General features: G+C 72.9%; 7 protein-coding genes (1 of these 7 running past the window's edge). 4 read left to right on the top strand and 3 right to left on the bottom strand.

Annotation, left to right across the window (positions count from 1 at the left end; translation table 11 throughout):
• Window positions 1-23 precede the first annotated feature (23 nt).
• Complete coding sequence (locus OG617_RS33930) at window positions 24-191, top strand: hypothetical protein (protein WP_405097247.1); 168 nt, start codon at window positions 24-26, stop codon at window positions 189-191.
• On the opposite strand, the gene OG617_RS33925 is transcribed toward OG617_RS33930, so the two are convergent.
• A complete protein-coding gene (locus OG617_RS33925) occupies window positions 166-1,065 on the bottom strand; it encodes an ABC transporter ATP-binding protein (protein ID WP_405097245.1) in 900 nt (299 codons plus the stop codon). The two genes, OG617_RS33930 and OG617_RS33925, sit on opposite strands and share 26 nt — an antisense overlap.
• A gap of 303 nt (window positions 1,066-1,368) precedes the next feature.
• On the opposite strand from OG617_RS33925, the gene OG617_RS33920 reads away from it, so the two are divergent.
• On the top strand, window positions 1,369-1,689 hold the full coding sequence (locus OG617_RS33920; protein WP_405097243.1) for a hypothetical protein: 321 nt from the start codon (window positions 1,369-1,371) through the stop codon (window positions 1,687-1,689).
• Window positions 1,690-2,064: 375 nt separating this feature from the next.
• On the opposite strand, the gene OG617_RS33915 is transcribed toward OG617_RS33920, so the two are convergent.
• Window positions 2,065-3,156 (bottom strand): hypothetical protein, encoded by a 1,092-nt coding sequence (locus OG617_RS33915; RefSeq protein ID WP_405097241.1) that lies wholly within the window; start codon window positions 3,154-3,156, stop codon window positions 2,065-2,067.
• Window positions 3,153-4,037, bottom strand: a complete 885-nt coding sequence (locus tag OG617_RS33910) for a hypothetical protein (RefSeq protein ID WP_405097239.1) — start codon at window positions 4,035-4,037, stop codon at window positions 3,153-3,155. Before OG617_RS33910 ends, OG617_RS33915 begins: the two co-directional genes overlap by 4 nt.
• A 301-nt stretch (window positions 4,038-4,338) precedes the next feature.
• On the opposite strand from OG617_RS33910, the gene OG617_RS33905 reads away from it, so the two are divergent.
• Together OG617_RS33905 and OG617_RS33900 are read left to right on the top strand one after the other, a co-directional pair.
• Window positions 4,339-12,564 carry a type I polyketide synthase gene (locus OG617_RS33905; RefSeq protein ID WP_405097237.1) on the top strand — a complete coding sequence of 2,742 codons (8,226 nt, stop codon included), beginning with the start codon at window positions 4,339-4,341 and terminating at the stop codon, window positions 12,562-12,564.
• 23 nt (window positions 12,565-12,587) lie between these two features.
• Window positions 12,588-17,396, top strand: the 5' end (the start) of a protein-coding gene (locus OG617_RS33900; protein WP_405097235.1) for a type I polyketide synthase. 8,676 nt of this gene lie beyond the right edge of the window; 4,809 of the gene's 13,485 nt are visible here — the first part of the coding sequence; its start codon is at window positions 12,588-12,590; the stop codon falls past the right edge of the window.

Raw genomic sequence — 17,396 nt, 5'->3', positions numbered from 1 at the left:
CCGGGCCGGTCGATGTTGTCGTCTTGTCGTCGGCGCAGGTCTGCGACGAGGGGGCGGTCGAGTTGCCGGCGGCGGGTTCGTCGACCTTCGTGGTGCCGCAAGCCGTGACCGTCACGGCGATCGCGGTGAGCGTCGCGGCGGTGGCCGCGAGGCGGGTGACAAAGATCATGCGAGTTCTTCTCCTGAATTGACGTTCCGGTTCCTTGCGGGATGCCGCCCGACCGGGTCGATGCGAAGGCGGCCGGTGCGTGGGTCGACCTCGACCTCCACGCGCAGGTCGTAGACCTCGCCGATGTGCTCGGCGGTGAGCACATCGAGCGGGTCGCCCGCGGCGTGAATGCGCCCGGCGTGCATGAGGAGCAGCGTGTCCGCGACGCGAGCGGCGTGGTCGAGATCATGCAGCACGACGCCGACGGCGACGCCGTGCTCGTCGACGAGATCCCGGACCAGGTCGAGCGTCTCGATCTGGTAGCGCAGGTCCAGATGGTTCGTCGGCTCGTCGAGGAGCACGACGCCGGTCTCCTGAGCCAGGCAGGAGGCCAGCCACACGCGCTGCATCTCGCCACCGGAGAGCTCGCCGACCGGCCGCTCGGCCATGTCCTGCACGCCGGTGACTTCCATCGCGCGCCCGACCGCCTTCCGGTCCGCCGCGGATGGGCCGGCGAAGCGGCGCCGGTGCGGATGGCGCCCGAACGAGACGACCTCGTGCACCGTGAGCCCGTGGGGGGCCTGACGCGACTGTGCGAACAGCGTGACCTCCCGCGCGAACTGACGCACGCTGAGCAGCGACACCGCGCGCTCCGGCTGCCCGTCACGGTGGCCGAGCATCACCTCGCCGCCATCCACCCGATGCAACCGGGCAAGGGCTCGCAGCAGCGTCGACTTCCCGCTGCCGTTCGGCCCGACCAACGCCGTCACGCGACCGGGCGCCAGCACCACCGAGACGCCGTGGACCACCGCCGTCTTTCCGTAGCGCAGCACCAGCTGTTCACCACGCAAGACGGCCGCCGCTGCCGAGCCGGCGGCCCCTCGCCGATCGGCGAGGGGCTCAATGATCACGGGCATCGATCGGCTCCGAATCACGGGGGTGGCAGGCGCAGCACGCCCGGTCGAGGCAGGCAAGTAAGGGTTGCCTTGCCTTACGGAGGCTAGGTGATGTTCAGGCTGTCGACAATCCTGCACCCAGGACAGGCGTTACGGATTCTGGACATCAAGCACGATAGGAGGGCAAATTGGCGAGCAGTCCGGGAGTCACCTTGATCACTCGCCGGAAATCGGCGATGAACGTGCTCGGCTGGGAGTAGCCGAGTAGCCGAGCAGCCGGGAGTCCGCCGCCATGGCCGCCAACGTGCTCGCTCCGCCGGCCGAGTGACCCGCCATCGCGATCAGGGACGGATCGGCTGGCGGATCCGGGCCGACAACGGCACCCGCACGCCGACGGACCAGGTGCGGCTGATCGCCCCGCCGGACGCGGCCCGCGTCACGGTCACGGTCGGCGGCGCACCCCCGGCCACGGTCACCCTCGACGCGTCGAACGCCGGCACCACCCGGATACCGCCGGACCAGCCGGCCACCCTCACCGCGTACTCCACGGACGGCAGCGTCCTCGGAATCACTCCGTTGCCGCCGGTCGAGGCCGACATGTCGGGCCTGCCGGGCGACAGCCCGGCTACCCGGGTGACCCCCTGACGAACCGAAAGCGGGGCCGAGTCGTCCGAAGACGGTTCGGCCCCGCCGAGCAGGTTCAGAACCGGGGCGGCCCGCTCCCAACCGCCCCACCTGGTCTGAAATGGACGCCGCCCGGCGTGTCTTCAAGGGCACGTACGCGGCCCGGGTGCGCTTCGCCGACGCGCGGGTCTCTACTTGGAGGGCCGGTATGACCCGGCCGCCGACAAGGGCAAGCGGATCGCGCCCTGAGGTGATCTGGCACGACAGCCGTCGGGAGGCCGGGGACGGCAGAACTGCAAACGAATCGAAGCCTCAGCACCCTCGCTGTCCACACCGGTAAAGCCCGTCGTCGGTCAGGCCCCGGCCGAACGCACCGGACCCCGGCCGGGCCATCGATCAGTACAGGCCCTCGGGTGCGGTGGAGGTGAGCTGCAGCGGACGGACATTGGCGACGCCGTCGCAGGGCCAGCCCGGGCCGGTGTCATGGCGCAGGGCCTGGTCGCGTTCGAGCACGTTGGGCAGGAACAGGTCCTCGTGCAGCACGGTCAGCCGCACCTGGCCGGTCGCTCCGTACGGCACCGGTGCTGACCAGTCGGTGCGGTTGACGACCGCCATGGTGACCTGTGGATAGTTGGGGGCGTAGGGGAGTAGTTCGCCGTTCTGCTCCGGCGGCAGGCCCGCGGCATTGCCGAAGGTGTTGCCGTAACTGCGCCCGACGATGCCGCCGTCCAGCGCCGCCACGAAGTCGCGGTACATGTCCGGGCTGATCTGGGTGCCGCTCAGCCGTATCCCGTTCAGGCCGGCCACCAGGTCCGGATGGCGGCGCATCAGCACCTGCAACAGCGCCGGGGTGGTGTTCACGTAGTCGACGTCCCCCTGCCGCAGCACGTCTGCGATCTGCTCCACCAGGTGGGCGCTGTACTCGTTCGCCTCTGCCAGGCGGCGTTCTCGGATCAGCCGCTTCACCCAGCGCGGATCCATGTCGATGGCATAGACCAGGCCCGCGTGAAGATGGCTCGCTTCCCACGTGCCGTTGCCGATCAGGTGCGGTCCCGTCGGGGTCGCCTGGAGCCACGTACGGTTCGCCTCGAACCCCTCGGTCACGAACGACCAGCGGCGCCACGCGCCCCGGTGCATCAGCATGTCCGGGGTGTAGTGGACCCGGCAGGGGGTACCCGTCGTGCCGCCGCTGTCCCAGATGCATCCGGTCAGCGGGCGTGGCACCGCGAGGGGTACCAGCCGGGCCGGGTCCAGTGTGCGGAGGGTGTCGAGGGGAAACGGCTCGAACGCCGTCAGTTCGTCGTAGCGGGTGATGTCACGCGGGTCGAAGTCGAGCCCCGCGGCACGCTGGAGCCAGTACGGCGAGCCCGTGCCCGGCTGGAAGTGCCGCCGGATCACCCGACGGGTCCACTCGTCCAGATCGGTGTCGAGCCACGTCTTGATCAGGGCGTCGCATTCGGCGGCCACCGTGCCGCTCGACGTGTTCACCGCGGCGCCTTTCCCGCGGACAGGTCGATGCCGAGTTCGAACACCGTGGTCATCACCTGGTCCAGGTGCTCCGGGCGGTCGACGTGCACCACCGGGAAGGGGAACCGCAGGATGCCGTCCGGAATGGATCCCCCCATCACCAGGCCGAGCCGTACGCCCTCGTCCTTCATGGCCTCGCAGATGTGCACGAGATTGATCGGGTCCGTGGAGTTGCGGTGGAACGTGTCACGCACGTCCTCGGCGGTGACCAACACCCTGCGGTCCAGGCAGGAGATGAGCGGCAGACCGGGATCCCGGAACGGCATGGCGTCGATGTGTGACGCCATGAACGTGCGGAAGTGGGCGCGCAGCGGCGAATGGATGGCTATCGGGCGGCCGGGCATGGGGACCACGGAACCCTGCGGCAGCTCCGCGGCGAGCTCGTCCAGGGCCTGCTTCTCGCCGGAGAGCATGAGGATGCGGGTCGCGCCGTCGGTGGTCAGCCCGAACTGCCCGGCCAGGTACACCCCCGGGCGTGCTGCCCTGCGATAGCGGACGGTGTCGTCGGCGGCCGGCTCGAACGCCAGCGCCAGCCCCTGCTCCGGGGCGCCGGCCGGCTGGCCGGGGGCGTTGCGGGCGTACGCGAGCATCTCGAACAGGGCACGGCGGCTGATCGCCCCGGCCAGGCAGGCCGCCGACATCCCCCCGAGGCTCAGCCCGCCCAGCACCGCCGGCCGTAGCCCGTGCTCGGCGAGCACGTCGTGCACCGCGATGGCGTGCACCGACTCCCGGACCGTACCCACGCTCTGCCGCGTTTCGATTTCCTCGGGAAGGTCCTCCTCCAGAATCTGCCCGACGGTCAGCCCGGTCCATTCCGCGACCTGCTGATACAGATTTCGCACGCTGGCGAATCCGCGGTACAGGCCAACGCCGTGCGGCTCGCTCCCGACACCGCCACCGAACAGATAACCCAGGGACATCGACTGCCCTTCCCGCTGGCGCTCGCCTGACGAATTGTTGCACCGTACCCACCGGCGGATCGGCCGGGCAAGCTCGCGACATGGTGTCTAGCCGGACGCTATCGAGACGATATCCGGTGGTGGAACCATTCTGGACGGAACGTTGGCACAAGCGATCCGCATCCGATTTCCCGGTGAGGGAGCGCTACGCGTTGAGAATGGAATCCCGGCGAGGGTGGGCGCTATGAAATCGGTCGATCCTGTCGCTGTCGTCGGGTATTCCTGTCGATTCCCCGGAGCTGGTGACCCGGCGGCTTTCTGGGAACTGCTGAGGACCGGCCGGGATGCGACGACCGACGCGCCCGCGGATCGCTGGGACCCGGCCGCTACCGCGGGAACGGCGGCGCGGCGGGGAGGCTTCATCGACGATCCCGCGATGTTCGACGCCGACTTCTTCGGCATCTCCCCGCGCGAGGCGGCGGCGATGGACCCGCAGCAGCGCCTCACGCTGGAACTCGGCTGGGAGGCCCTGGAGCACGCCGGCATGCTGCCCGCCGCGCTGGCCGGCAGCCGCACCGGTGTGTTCGTCGGGGCCGCGCTGGACGACTATGCCCTGCTGCGGTGCCGGCTCGGCGTCGCCGGTATCACCGCGCACACCGCGACCGGAACGCTGCGCAGCATGATCGCCAACCGGCTGTCGTACCTGCTGGGCCTGCGAGGACCCAGCCTTGTCGTCGACACCGGACAGTCCTCGTCCCTGGTCGCGGTCCATCAGGCCTGCGAAAGCCTGCGGACCGGCGAGAGCACCATCGCCCTGGCCGGCGGGGTCAACCTGAACCTCGCGACGGACACCGCACTGGCCATGGACGCGGCGGGTGTGCTCTCCCCGGACGGGCGCTGCTACAGCTTCGACGCGCGGGCCAACGGATACGTCCGCGGCGAGGGTGGCGCGTTGGTCGTTCTCAAGACGCTCGACCGGGCCCGCGCGGACGGCGACCGGGTGCGCTGCGTGATCCTCGGCGGTTCGGTCAACAACGGCGCGGCCGAAACGGGGCTCACGGTGCCCGGTGCGGACGTCCAGCGCGAGGTCATCGAGCTCGCGCACCGGCGCGCCGGCATCACCGCGCAGGACGTGCAGTACGTCGAGTTGCACGGCACGGGAACCGCGGTCGGCGACCCGGTGGAGGCGGCCGCGCTCGGGGCCGCCGTCGGTGCGCACCTCCCGGCCGGGCGGCCACTGCGAGTGGGCTCCGTCAAGACCAACATCGGTCACCTCGAGTCAGCCGCCGGGGTGGCCGGCCTGCTCAAGGTGATCCTGGCACTGGAGCACGACGCCCTGCCGGCGAGTCTCAACTTCGTCCATCCGCATCCGGGCATCGCGTTGGACCGGCTGAACCTGAGCGTGCAGCGGGAACTCGGCCCGTGGCCGGCACCGGGCGACGTGCGGCGTGCGGGAGTGAGCGCCTTCGGCCTCGGCGGCACCAACGCGCACCTCATCGTGGAGCAGTCGCCTCAGCGGCCGGGCAGCGTCCCCGCTGACCCGGCCCGGCCGGTGCTGCTGGCGCTCTCGGGTCGCGACCGCGGCGCACTGCGCGGCCAAGCGGAACGCCTGTACGCGTACCTGCGGGATCGTCCCGGCACCTCGCCCACCGACGTCGGATATTCGTTGCTGACCTCGCGGACGGCGTTCGAGCACCGAGCGGTGGTGAGCGGCGCCGACCGGGACACGCTGCTTCGCGGGCTGGGGGCACTGGCTGGCGACGACACCGACACGTCCCTGGCGCGGGAGGGCGTCGGCACGGTCTTCGTGTTTCCGGGCCAGGGGGCGCAATGGTTCGGGATGGCGCGGCAACTGTGGGACGAGTCCCCGGTCTTCGCGGCCCGGATGGCCGAGTGCGAGGTGGCGCTGGCGCCGTTCGTGGGCTGGTCCCTGGCGGAGATGGTGCGGGGCGGCGATGGATGGGATCGCGTCGACGTGGCGCAGCCGGCGCTGTTCGCCGTGATGGTGTCGCTGGCGGAGGTGTGGCGTTCGGGTGGCGTGGTGCCGGCCGCGGTGGTGGGTCATTCGCAGGGCGAGATCGCGGCGGCCGTGGTCGCGGGCGCTCTGTCGCTGGCGGACGGGGCGCGGGTGGTGGCGCTGCAGAGCCGTGCGTTGGGCGCCTTGTCGGGTGGCGGCGGGATGGTGTCCCTGGCGGTGGGCCGGGACCGCGCCGAGGACCTGGTGCGCGGATCGGGTCTGAGCGTGGCGATGGTGAACGGCCCGTCGGCGGTGGTGATCGCGGGGGACGTGGCCGCTCTGGAGCGGTTGCTGGCGGCGTGCGAACGGGCGGGCGTGCCGGCGAAGCGGATCCTGGTGGACCACGCGGCGCATTCGACGCAGGTGTCGGCTCTGCGGGAGCGGTTGGTCCGGGAGATCGCCGCAGTGCGGCCGGCAGCGACCCGGGTGGAGCTGTTCTCCAGCCTGGTGGGTGGGGTCGTCGCCGGTGAGGCGTTGACCGCCGACTACTGGTACTCGAATCTCCGGGAGCCGGTGGAGTTCGCGGGCGCCACCCGGGCCCTGCTGGCGGCGGGATTCTCGCGCTTCGTCGAGGTGTCCCCGCACCCGGTGCTGCTGGCGGGGATCGCGGAGACGGCGGAGCAGGCGGGCCGGGCGATCACGGCGATCGGGACGTTGCGTCGTGGCGACGGTGGCTGGACGCGATTCTTGAGCGCCCTGGGCGAGGCCTGGAGCGACGGCGCTCCGGTGGATCCCGAGGCCCTGTTCCCCGGTGCCCGACGGACCGACCTGCCGACGTACGCGTTCCAGCGCACCCGGCACTGGCTCACGGACGCCCCCGCCGCGCCCGCCGAGCCGGAGCCTCGGCCGGACCGGGACCTCAATCAGCTCGTCCACGTCCAGGTCGCGAAGGTGCTGGGCCGGGAGAGCAGCGACGGGCTCCCCGCCGGGCGTACCTTCAAGGAACTCGGTCTCGACTCCCAGACCGGCGTCGAGCTGAGTGATCTGTTGCGGCGGGGCACCGGCCTGGAACTGCCGAACACGCTCGTCTACGACCATCCCACCCCGGACCGGCTGGTCGCCCACCTGCGGCAGCGGCTGCACGGCGGCGCCGAACCCCAGCCCTCCGAGGCGTACCGGGTCCGCCCGGCCACCGACGACGACCCCGTCGTGATCGTCGGCATGGCGTGCCGGCTGCCGGCCGGCATCGCCTCGCCGCAGCAGCTGTGGCAGGCCGTGGCCGATGGCCTCGACGCCACCGGCGACTTCCCGACCGACCGCGGCTGGGACCTCACCACGCTGGAGGCCGGCGACCAGCTCGGCGCCACGTACGTGCGGCGCGGCGGGTTCCTCGACGGCGCGGCCGACTTCGACGCCGGGTTCTTCGGCATCAGCCCCCGGGAGGCGCTCGCCATGGACCCCCAGCAGCGACTGCTGCTGGAGACCTCGTGGGAAGCCCTCGAACGCGGCGGCATCCGTCCGGAGAGCCTGCGCGGCGACCGGGTCGGCGTGTACGTCGGCGCGACCGCCATGGAGTACGGACCGCGGTTGCACGAGCCGGTCGAGGGCACCGACGGACTGCGCCTGACCGGCACGTCCGCCAGCGTCAACTCCGGCCGGATCGCCTACACGCTGGGACTGCGGGGTCCTGCGGTCACCGTCGACACGGCATGCTCGTCGTCGCTGGTCGCGCTGCACCTGGCGGCGCAGGCCGTGCGCGCGGGGGAGTGCTCTCTCGCGCTGGCCGGCGGCGTGACGGTGATGGCGACGCCGGGAATCTTCGTCGAGTTCTCCCGGCAGGGCGCGCTCGCCCCGGACGGGCGCTGCAAGGCGTTCTCGGCGGACGCCGACGGCACCGGCTGGGCCGAGGGAGCCGGGTTGCTGGTGCTCGAGCGGCAGTCGGACGCGCAGGCGTTTGGGCACACCGTGCTGGCCGTGGTCCGCGGTTCCGCGGTCAACTCCGACGGCGCGTCGAACGGGCTCACGGCGCCGAACGGGTCGGCGCAGCAGGAGGTCATCCGGCAGGCGCTCGCCGACGCGGACCTGTCGCCGGCCGACGTCGACCTGATGGAGGCGCACGGCACGGGCACCCGGCTGGGCGATCCCATCGAGGCGCAGGCGCTGCTGGCGACGTACGGGAAGGACCGTGACCCGGCCCTGCCGCTGTGGCTGGGATCGATCAAGTCCAACGTCGGGCACACCCAGGCCGCAGCCGGGGTGATCGGCGTCATCAAGACCGTGCTGGCGATGCGGCACGGGGTGCTGCCCCGCACGCTGCACGTCACCGAGCCGTCGCCGGAGGTCGCCTGGGCCTCCGGAGCGGTCGAGCTACTGGTGGAACCGCGTCCCTGGCCGCGGACCGGCCGCCCCCGGCGGTCCGCGGTGTCCTCCTTCGGCATCAGCGGCACCAACGCCCATGTCATCCTGGAGCACGTCGAACCCGTCGGCGACGCGCCGCCGCCCCCGGCCGGAGCCGAACTCATCCCGTGGGTGTTGTCCGGCCGCGACGAGAATGCTCTGGCCGACCAGGGCCGGCGGCTCGCGGAGGCGGCGGCCGATCTGCACCCGGCGGACATCGGCTGGACGCTGGCGTCGACAAGAACCCGCTTCGCCCACAGCGCCGTCATCCTCGGGCAGACCCGGGACGACCTGCTCGAAGGCCTGAACGCGGTGGTCGATGGACACGCCTCGGCCACGGTCGTCCGGGGCTGGCAGGCCGCTGCCGCTCCCACGTTCGTCTTCTCCGGTGAGGGATCGCAGTGGCCCATGATGGCCGCGCGACTGCTGGACACCTCCCCCGCGTTCGCCGCCCGGATGGCCGAGTGTGAGGCTGCGCTGGCGCCGCATACGGGCTGGTCGCTGATCGCCGCGATCAGAGGCGGGGACGGCGCCCCGCCACTCGACCGGGTCGACGTCGGGCAACCCGCGCTGTTCGCGGTGAGCGTGTCGCTGGCCGCGATGTGGGAGTCGTTCGGCGTACGCCCCGCCGCGGTGATCGGGCACTCCCGGGGCGAGATCGCGGCCGCCTGCGTGGCCGGGGTGCTGTCGCTGCCCGACGCCGCCCGGCTCGTCGCCGCCCGAGGCCGCCTGCTGCACGACTCGGGGACGGCCGGCAAGGGCGCGATGGCGTGGGTCGCGCTCACCCCCGACCGGGTACGCGACCGGCTCACCACCCGTCTGGAGATCGCCGCGGTCAACGGCCCGGCGTCGGTGGTCGTCGCCGGTGACCCGGACGAGCTCGCCGCGTTCACGGCGGCCTGCGCCTCCGACGGGATCCGCTACCGCGGGGGGAGCACCAGCTTCGCGTTCCACACCGCGCAGATGGAGATGACCGCCGACGCGCTCGCCGACGCGGTCGCGCCGATCGTCTGCCGGCCGGCGACCGTGCCGTTCTACTCCACCGTCACCGGGGGACTGCTGGCGGACGGGACCGCGGACGCGGCGTACTGGGGGCGCAACCTGCGGGACACCGTGCGGTTCGAAACGGCCGTACGGGCGATGCTCAGCGCCGGCCTCGACCTGTTCATCGAGGTCAGCCCGCATCCGGTGCTGATCCCCGCGATCCAGCAGACCGCCGAGGCGCTCGACGTGCCGGTAGCCGCTCTCGGCACCCTGCGCCGTGGGGAGGACGACCGGGCCCGACTGCTCACCAGCCTCGCCACCGCCTGCGTGTACGGCGCCCCGGTGGACTGGTCGTCGCTGTTCACCGGGGCGGGTGCGCGTCTCGTCGAGCTGCCCACGTATCCCTTCCAGCGCAGCCGTCACTGGCTCGCACCCACCCGCACCACGGATCCCGGCGGCGCCGGGCATCCGCTGGTGAACACCGTGGTCGAGGTCGCCGAGCCGGGAGGTGCCACCATCCTGACCGGACACCTGTCGCGGCACGCCCAGCCGTGGTTCGCCGACCACACCATCGGCGACGCCGTGCTGGTGCCCGGCACCGCGTTCGTGGAGCTGGCCCTGCTCGCCGGTGACCGGGTGGGCTACGGCCTCGTCGAGGAACTCACCCTGCTGGCACCGCTGATCGTCCCCGACGAGGGCAGCACCGACCTGCAGGTCATCGTGGGCGAGGCGGTCGACCGCCAGCGTCCGATCGGCATCTTCGCCCGATCCGCCGCCGATGCCGGCTGGACCCGGCACGCCAGCGGGACGCTGGCGGTGGACGACGGCACAGTTCCCGGCACCGACCTGACGACCTGGCCTCCTCCCGGTGCCGAAAGCGTTCCCCTGGACGGCTTCTACGACCGGCTGGGCGAACGCGGATACCACTACGGACCCGCATTCCAGGGGCTACGCGCCGCCTGGCGCCGGGGCGAGGAACGGTACACGGAGGTCGTCCTGCCCTCCGACGAGCGCTGGCGCGTGGACCCGGCCGTGCTCGACGCCGCGCTGCACGCGATGTTCCTGCCCGGCGTCATCGAGGAGAAAATGCTGCTGCCGTTCGCGTGGAGCGGCGTCCGCCGGTACGCGACCAGCGGCGCGTCGGTGCGCGTCCGGACCGCACCCGTCGGCCCCGACGCGGTGTCGCTGGACATCACCGACACCGCGGGACGTCCGGTGCTGTCGGTGGCCTCGTTGACGCTGCGGGAGGCCACCGCCGAGCGGCCGGGCGCCCTGTTCGAGGTGGGCTGGACGGCTGTCCCGGCCGGTCCCGCCAATCCCGGCTCCTCCTGGGCGGTGCTCGGCGACGGGCAGCAACTCGCCCGGGCGCTGACCGACGCGGGGCAGAAGGTCGGCCGCTACCCCGACCTGGACGCGCTGGCCGCCGCCGGCACCCCCGTACCGGACGCGGTGCTGCTGGTCCTCGGCGAGGTGCGGCCCGGCGCGGGCGCCGACCTCACCGCCGGCGTCCACGCCGCATGCCACCACGCACTCGCGCAGGCGCAGGCCTGGATCGCCGACGAACGGTTCGGCGACACCCCGATGATCGTCGTCACGCACGGCGCGACCACCGGCGAAAATCTGCCCGTGGCCGCTGCCCGTGGCCTGATGCTGTCGGCCGCGACCGAGAACCCCGGCCGGTTCGTACTCGTGGACCTCGACCCGGCCCCGGCCTCCGCCCAGGCGCTGCCCCGGGTGCTCGGCCTCGACGAACCACAGCTCGCCCTGCGCGACGGGACACTGCTGGCCGCCCGGCTGGTCCCGACTGCCGCCGGCACCGCCGAACCGGCGCCCTGGCCGGAACACGGCACGGTGCTCGTCACCGGCGCGACCGGTGCGCTCGGGCGTCTCGTCGCCCGCCACCTCGTCACCGCGCGCGGCGTGCGGCGCCTGCTCCTCCTCAGCTGGCGCGGGCCGGACGCGCCCGGCGCCGACGACCTGCGTGCCGAGCTGACCGGGCTCGGTGCCGAGGTCACCATCGCCGCCTGCGACGCCGCCGACCGCGACGCGCTCGCCGCGCTGCTCGCCACGATCCCCGCCGGGCATCCGCTGACGGCCGCGGTGCACGCCGCAGGCGTCCTCGACGACGGCGTTCTCGGCGCGCTCACCGCTGCCCGCGTCGACGCGGTGCTGCGGCCCAAGGTCGACGCCGCGTGGAACCTGCACGACCTCACCCGTGACGCCGGCCTGGCCGCATTCGTGGTGTTCTCCTCCGTCGCCGGGACCCTGGGCACCGCCGGCCAGGCCGGCTACGCGGCGGCGAACGCGTTCCTGGACGCGCTCGCGCGGCACCGGCGCGCACAGGGCAGCACCGCCCTCTCGCTCGGCTGGGGTGCCTGGGCCGGCAGTGGCATGGCCGCCACGCTCGGCGCGGCGGACCTCGCGCGGTTCGCCCGCAGCGGCGTCGGCGTGCTCGCCGCAGACGACGGGCTGAGGTTGCTGGAGGCTGCCCTCGCCGGCGACTCGGCCCACGTCGTACCCCTTCGGCTCGACACCGCAGCGCTCGGGGTGGACGCGCCGGCCCTGCTGCGCGGCCTGGCCCGCACCCGCCGCGCGCCCCGGCACCGCACCTCCGACGTGGACGCCCTGAAGCGACGACTCTCCACGCTGAGCCCGCCCAAGCGGCGCAGGGCGCTGACGGACCTGGTCCGCGCCGAGACCGCCACCGTGCTCAACTACCCCGGCGCCGCCAGGATCCCCGCGGAGCGCAGCTTCACCGCCCTCGGCGCCGACTCGCTCACCGCGGTGGAACTGCGTAACGCGCTCATCCGGGCGACCGGGGTACGCCTGGCCCAGACCGTGGTGTTCGACCATCCCACACCGGCCGCCCTGGCGCGGCTGCTGTACGACGAACTGGTCGTGGAACCCGCACCGGGTGGTCCCGGCGACTTCGACGAGACCCGCTTTCGCCGGGAGTTCGCCGCGCTGCCGGTCGAACGGCTGCGCGAGGCCGGACTGCTGGCCGGGCTGCTCGCCCTGCTGGAGTCCGGCGATCCGGGCGCCCCCGTCGTCGCGGCCGACGACGACAGCGTGATCGATGGGTTGGACGTCGCGGAGCTGATCCGTCTGGCGACTGAGGTTGTTGATTCCTGATGGTTTCGGGTGGGGAGTCGTCGGTGGATCTGTCTCGTGAGGCGTTGGTGGGTGCTTTGCGGGAGTCGGTGAAGGAGATGTCGCGCCTTCGCCGGGTGAACCGTGACCTGGTGGCGGCGGCCGGTGAGCCGGTCGCGGTGGTGGGGGCGGCCTGTCGTTTCCCGGGCGGGGTGGTGTCGCCGGAGGGTCTGTGGGATCTGGTGTCGGCCGGTGGCGACGGGATCTCTGGTTTTCCGGTCGATCGGGGTTGGGACCTGGAGAACCTGTTCGATCCGGATCCGGACCGGGTGGGGACGTCGTACGCGCGTGAGGGTGGATTCCTTCACGACGCGGCGGATTTCGACGCGGAGTTCTTCGGGATATCTCCGCGTGAGGCGTTGGCGATGGATCCGCAGCAGCGTCTGGTGCTGGAGGTGGCGTGGGAGGCGTTCGAGCGGGCGGGCTGTGATCCGTCGTCGCTGCGGGGCTCGGCGACAGGCGTTTTCGCGGGTGCGTTCTATCGGGACTACGAGTGGGCGTTGCTGGAGCACGGCGCCGAGGTCGACGGTCATCAGATGGTCGGCAACCTCGCCTCGGTCATCTCGGGGCGGGTGTCGTTCCTGCTGGGTCTGCAGGGGCCGGCGCTGACGGTGGACACGGCGTGTTCGTCGTCGTTGGTGGCTTTGCATCTGGCGGCGCAGGCGTTGCGGCGGGGTGAGTGTTCGCTGGCGCTGGCCGGTGGCGTGACGGTGATGGCGCGACCGACGGCCTTCGTGGAGTTCTCCCGGCAGCGGGGGCTGGCCGCTGACGGGCGGTGCAAGTCGTTCGCGGCGGCAGCGGACGGAACGAGTTGGTCGGAGGGTGTCGGGCTGCTGGTCGTGCAGCGGTTGTCGGACGCGGTCGCGCAGGGACGTCGGGTGCTGGCGGTGGTGCGGGGTTCGGCGGTCAATCAGGACGGCGCGTCGAACGGTCTGACGGCGCCGAACGGAATGGCACAGCAGCGGGTGATCAGAGCGGCGTTGCGGGATGCCGGGTTGAGCGCGGCTGACGTCGACGTGGTGGAGGCGCACGGGACGGGGACCCGGCTGGGTGACCCGATCGAGGCGCAGGCTCTGCTGGCCACGTACGGGCAGGAACGTGCCGCGGAGACACCGCTGTGGCTGGGGTCGGTGAAGTCGAACATCGGTCACACCCAGGCCGCCTCGGGTGCGGCCGGGATCATCAAGGTGATCGGTGCGCTACGACACGAGGTGTTACCGCGCACGGTGCACGTCGACGAGCCGTCGCCGTTGATCGACTGGTCCTCGGGCGCAGTGTCGTTGTTGACTGATCCGGTCGCCTGGCCGCGTGGGTCCCGACCCCGCCGTGCCGCGGTGTCGTCGTTCGGCATCAGCGGCACCAACGCCCACGTCATCATCGAGGAACCACCACCGACCGAAGCGGGCGAACGGACCCGGCCGCCGGCCGGACCCCTTCCCCTGCCCCTGTCCGCGCACACCGCCCAGGCGCTGCTCGACCAGGCCCGGCAGATCCTGCCGCTGCTCCGGGACGGTGTGGAACCGTTCGATCTCGCCCACTCCCTCGTCGCCACGCGGGCCACGTTCGACCACCGGGCCGTGCTCGTCGGTGAGCTCCCGGCCCTCGTCGACGGGCTCACCGAGCTGGCCGCCGGCTCGCCGGACGCGGGCATCCAGGGCACGGTCGCCGAGACCGGCTCCGTGGTGTTCGTCTTTCCCGGCCAGGGCTCCCAGTGGGCCGGGATGGCGAAGGACCTCCTGGACCACTCGTCGGTCTTCGCCGACCGGATGGCGGCGTGCGAGGCGGCGTTGAAGCCGTTCGTGACCTGGTCGCTGACCGGTCTCATCCGGGCCGGTGACCCGTGGGACCGCGTCGAGGTCGTGCAGCCGGCGCTGTTCTCGGTGATGGTGTCGCTGGCCGCCGTGTGGCGATCGTACGGCGTGGAGCCCGACGCGGTCCTCGGCCACAGCCAGGGCGAGATCGCCGCCGCGGTGGTGGCCGGCGGCCTGTCGCTCGCGGACGGCGCGAAGACCGTCGCGCTGCGCAGCCGGGCCCTCGCGGGCCTGGCCGGCCGGGGCGGCATGGCCTCGATCGCCCGATCGCCCGAGCAGACCGCCGACCTCATCACCGGCTGGTCCGGCCGGATCTCCGTCGCCGCCGTCAACGGACCGGCGGCGACCGTCGTGGCCGGTCCCCCCGACGCCCTGGTCGAGCTGCTCGCGCGCTGCGCCGCCGCCGACATCCGGGCCCGACGTGTCGACGTCGACTACGCCTCCCACTCCGCACAGGTCGAGGAGATCCGCGACGACCTGCTCGCCGCGCTCACCGGCCTCGCCCCGCAGACGGGCGACATCCCGTTCTACTCCACCGTCGACGGCGACTGGCTCGACACCGCCGCCCTCGACGGCGGTTACTGGTACCGGAATCTGCGCCGAACGGTGGCGTTCGCCCCAGCCGTGCGAGCCCTTGTCGCCTCCGGACACACGGCGTTCCTCGAGATGAGTCCGCATCCGGTGCTCACCGCCGGCATCGACGACACCGCACAGGAAGCCGGCATCCCGGTCATCGCGTTGGGCACGTTGCGCCGCGACGAGGGCACGCTGCACCGGCTGCTCGGTGCACTCGGCGAAGCCTGGGTACGCGGCCTGCCCGTCACCTGGGGCGTCGCGCTCCCCGGCGCCGGCTACCGGCCGGTCGCACTGCCCACGTATCCGTTCCAGCGCCGGCACTACTGGCCCGACCCGACGCGACACCCGGCCCACCTGGCCACCCAGGGCGACGACCTCCTGCGCGAGCTGGAGAGCCATGCCCTGCCCGAGCTGGCCGCCGCGCTGAACGTCGACGCCGACGCCCTGGGCACGGTTCTGCCCGCCCTGTCGGCGTGGCGCGCTGCCCGTGCGGACGCCGGCCGCGCCGACGCCTGGCGATACCGGGTGGGCTGGCAGCCGCTGTCCCTGGCTCCGGCGCCGCCCCCGGCCGGCCGCTGGCTGGTCCTGACACCGGAACTCGTCGGCGTGCCCGACGGCCTCGACCTGGAGCACGCGCACGTCACCGTCCCCTTGGCCGCCGACCGGGCATCCCTCACCATGCTGCTGCGCGCCGCGTCGGCCGACCAGCCCGTCGCCGGAGTGCTCTCGCTGCTGGCCGACGAGCAGCGCCCGTACCCGGGGGAGCCGGACCTGCCCGGCGGCCTGGCTCTCACGCTGGCCGCGGTGCAGGCCCTCGGCGACGCGGACATCGACGCCCCGCTGTGGTGCACCACCCGTGGCGTCGCCGCGATCGGCTTCGGCGAGCAGCCCGGACCGCCCGCCCACGCCGCGGTCGCCGGCCTCTGCCGGACGGTCGCCCTCGAACACCCCGACCGCTGGGGCGGGCTCATCGACCTGCCCCCGGTGCTCGACGAACGTTCCACCGCCCGGCTCCGGACGGTGCTCGCCGGCGCGGGGGACGAAGACCACGTCGCCGTGCGTCCGTCCGGCGTGTACGGCCGCCGCCTGCTTCCGGCCCCCGCCCCTGGCCGGCTCGACGAGCGCTGGCCCACGACGGGCACCGTACTGATCACCGGTGGCACCGGTGGTCTCGGCGCGCACCTCGCCCGTCGCCTCGCCGCAGCCGGCACCCCGCACCTGCTGCTGCTCAGCCGGCGCGGCACCGACGCCCCCGGCACCGCCGAGCTGCACGAGGAGCTGACCGGCCTCGGCGCTGCCGTCACCATCACCGCCACCGACATCACCAACCGTGACCAGCTCGCCGCAGCCCTGGACGGCATTCCGGCCCGCTGGCCCCTGACCGCGGTGTTCCACGCCGCCGGAGTACTCGACGACGGCCTGCTCGGCACGCTGACGCCGGACCGGCTCACCTCGGTGCTGCGGGGCAAGCTCACCGGCGCGGTGAACCTGCAGGAGGCCACCGCCGGCTGCGACATCGAGGCGTTCGTGCTCTTCTCCTCGCTCAACGGCGTCGTCGGCAGCGCCGGGCAGGCCAACTACGCCGCGGCCAACGCCGCTCTCGACGCGTTCGCCGCCACCCGGCACGCCGCCGGACTGCCGGTGACCTCCGTGTCCTGGGGAGTCTGGGCGGGGCCGGGCATGGTGGATCAGCCGAGTATCGACCGGCTCGGCGACGCCGGTGTCCGGGCGATGGACCCGGTCAGCGCGATCCGCGCGCTCGGGCGGATCCTCGCCGCCGGGGTGCAGCACGCGGTCGTCGCCGATGTGGAGTGGCCTCGCTTCGTCGCCTCCGGCCGAGCGCGCGCCTCCGCGCTGATCGGCGACCTGCCCGGGATGGACACCGCCACCACCCCCGGCGCGGCCGACACGTCGCTGCGGGCCCGGCTCGCCACGCTGCCCGCGCCCGAACAGCGGCGCGTGCTCACCAGCCTGGTCCAGGACCTCACCGCCCGGGTGCTCGGGCACGCCGGCGCCACCGAGGTGAACCCCTCCCGGGCCTTCGCCGAGATCGGCTTCGACTCGCTCAACGCCGTCGCCCTGCGCAACCGGCTCGCCGCCGCAACCGGTCTGCGGCTGCCCACCACCCTGGTCTTCGACCACGCCACCCCGAACGCGCTCGCCGGTCACCTGGCCACCGAACTCGCCGGGGCCGAGCCCGTACCGGCCCCGGCGACACCTCCGGCGGTCATCGCCGCACCCGCCGCCGACGAGCCGATCGCGATCGTCGGGATCGGTTGCCGCTACCCCGGTGACGCGCACGGACCCGACGCGTTCTGGCAGCTGCTCGCCGAGGGGCGCGACGCCGTCGCCGACTGGCCCGCCGACCGTGGCTGGGACACCGAGCGGCTGTACGACCCGGACCGGTCACGGCCGGGCACCACGTAC

The organism is Micromonospora sp. NBC_01412 (assembly GCF_045040215.1).
In the GTDB taxonomy this organism is placed as follows: domain Bacteria; phylum Actinomycetota; class Actinomycetes; order Mycobacteriales; family Micromonosporaceae; genus Micromonospora; species Micromonospora rubida.
This window is presented reverse-complemented; position numbering and strand designations above follow the sequence as displayed.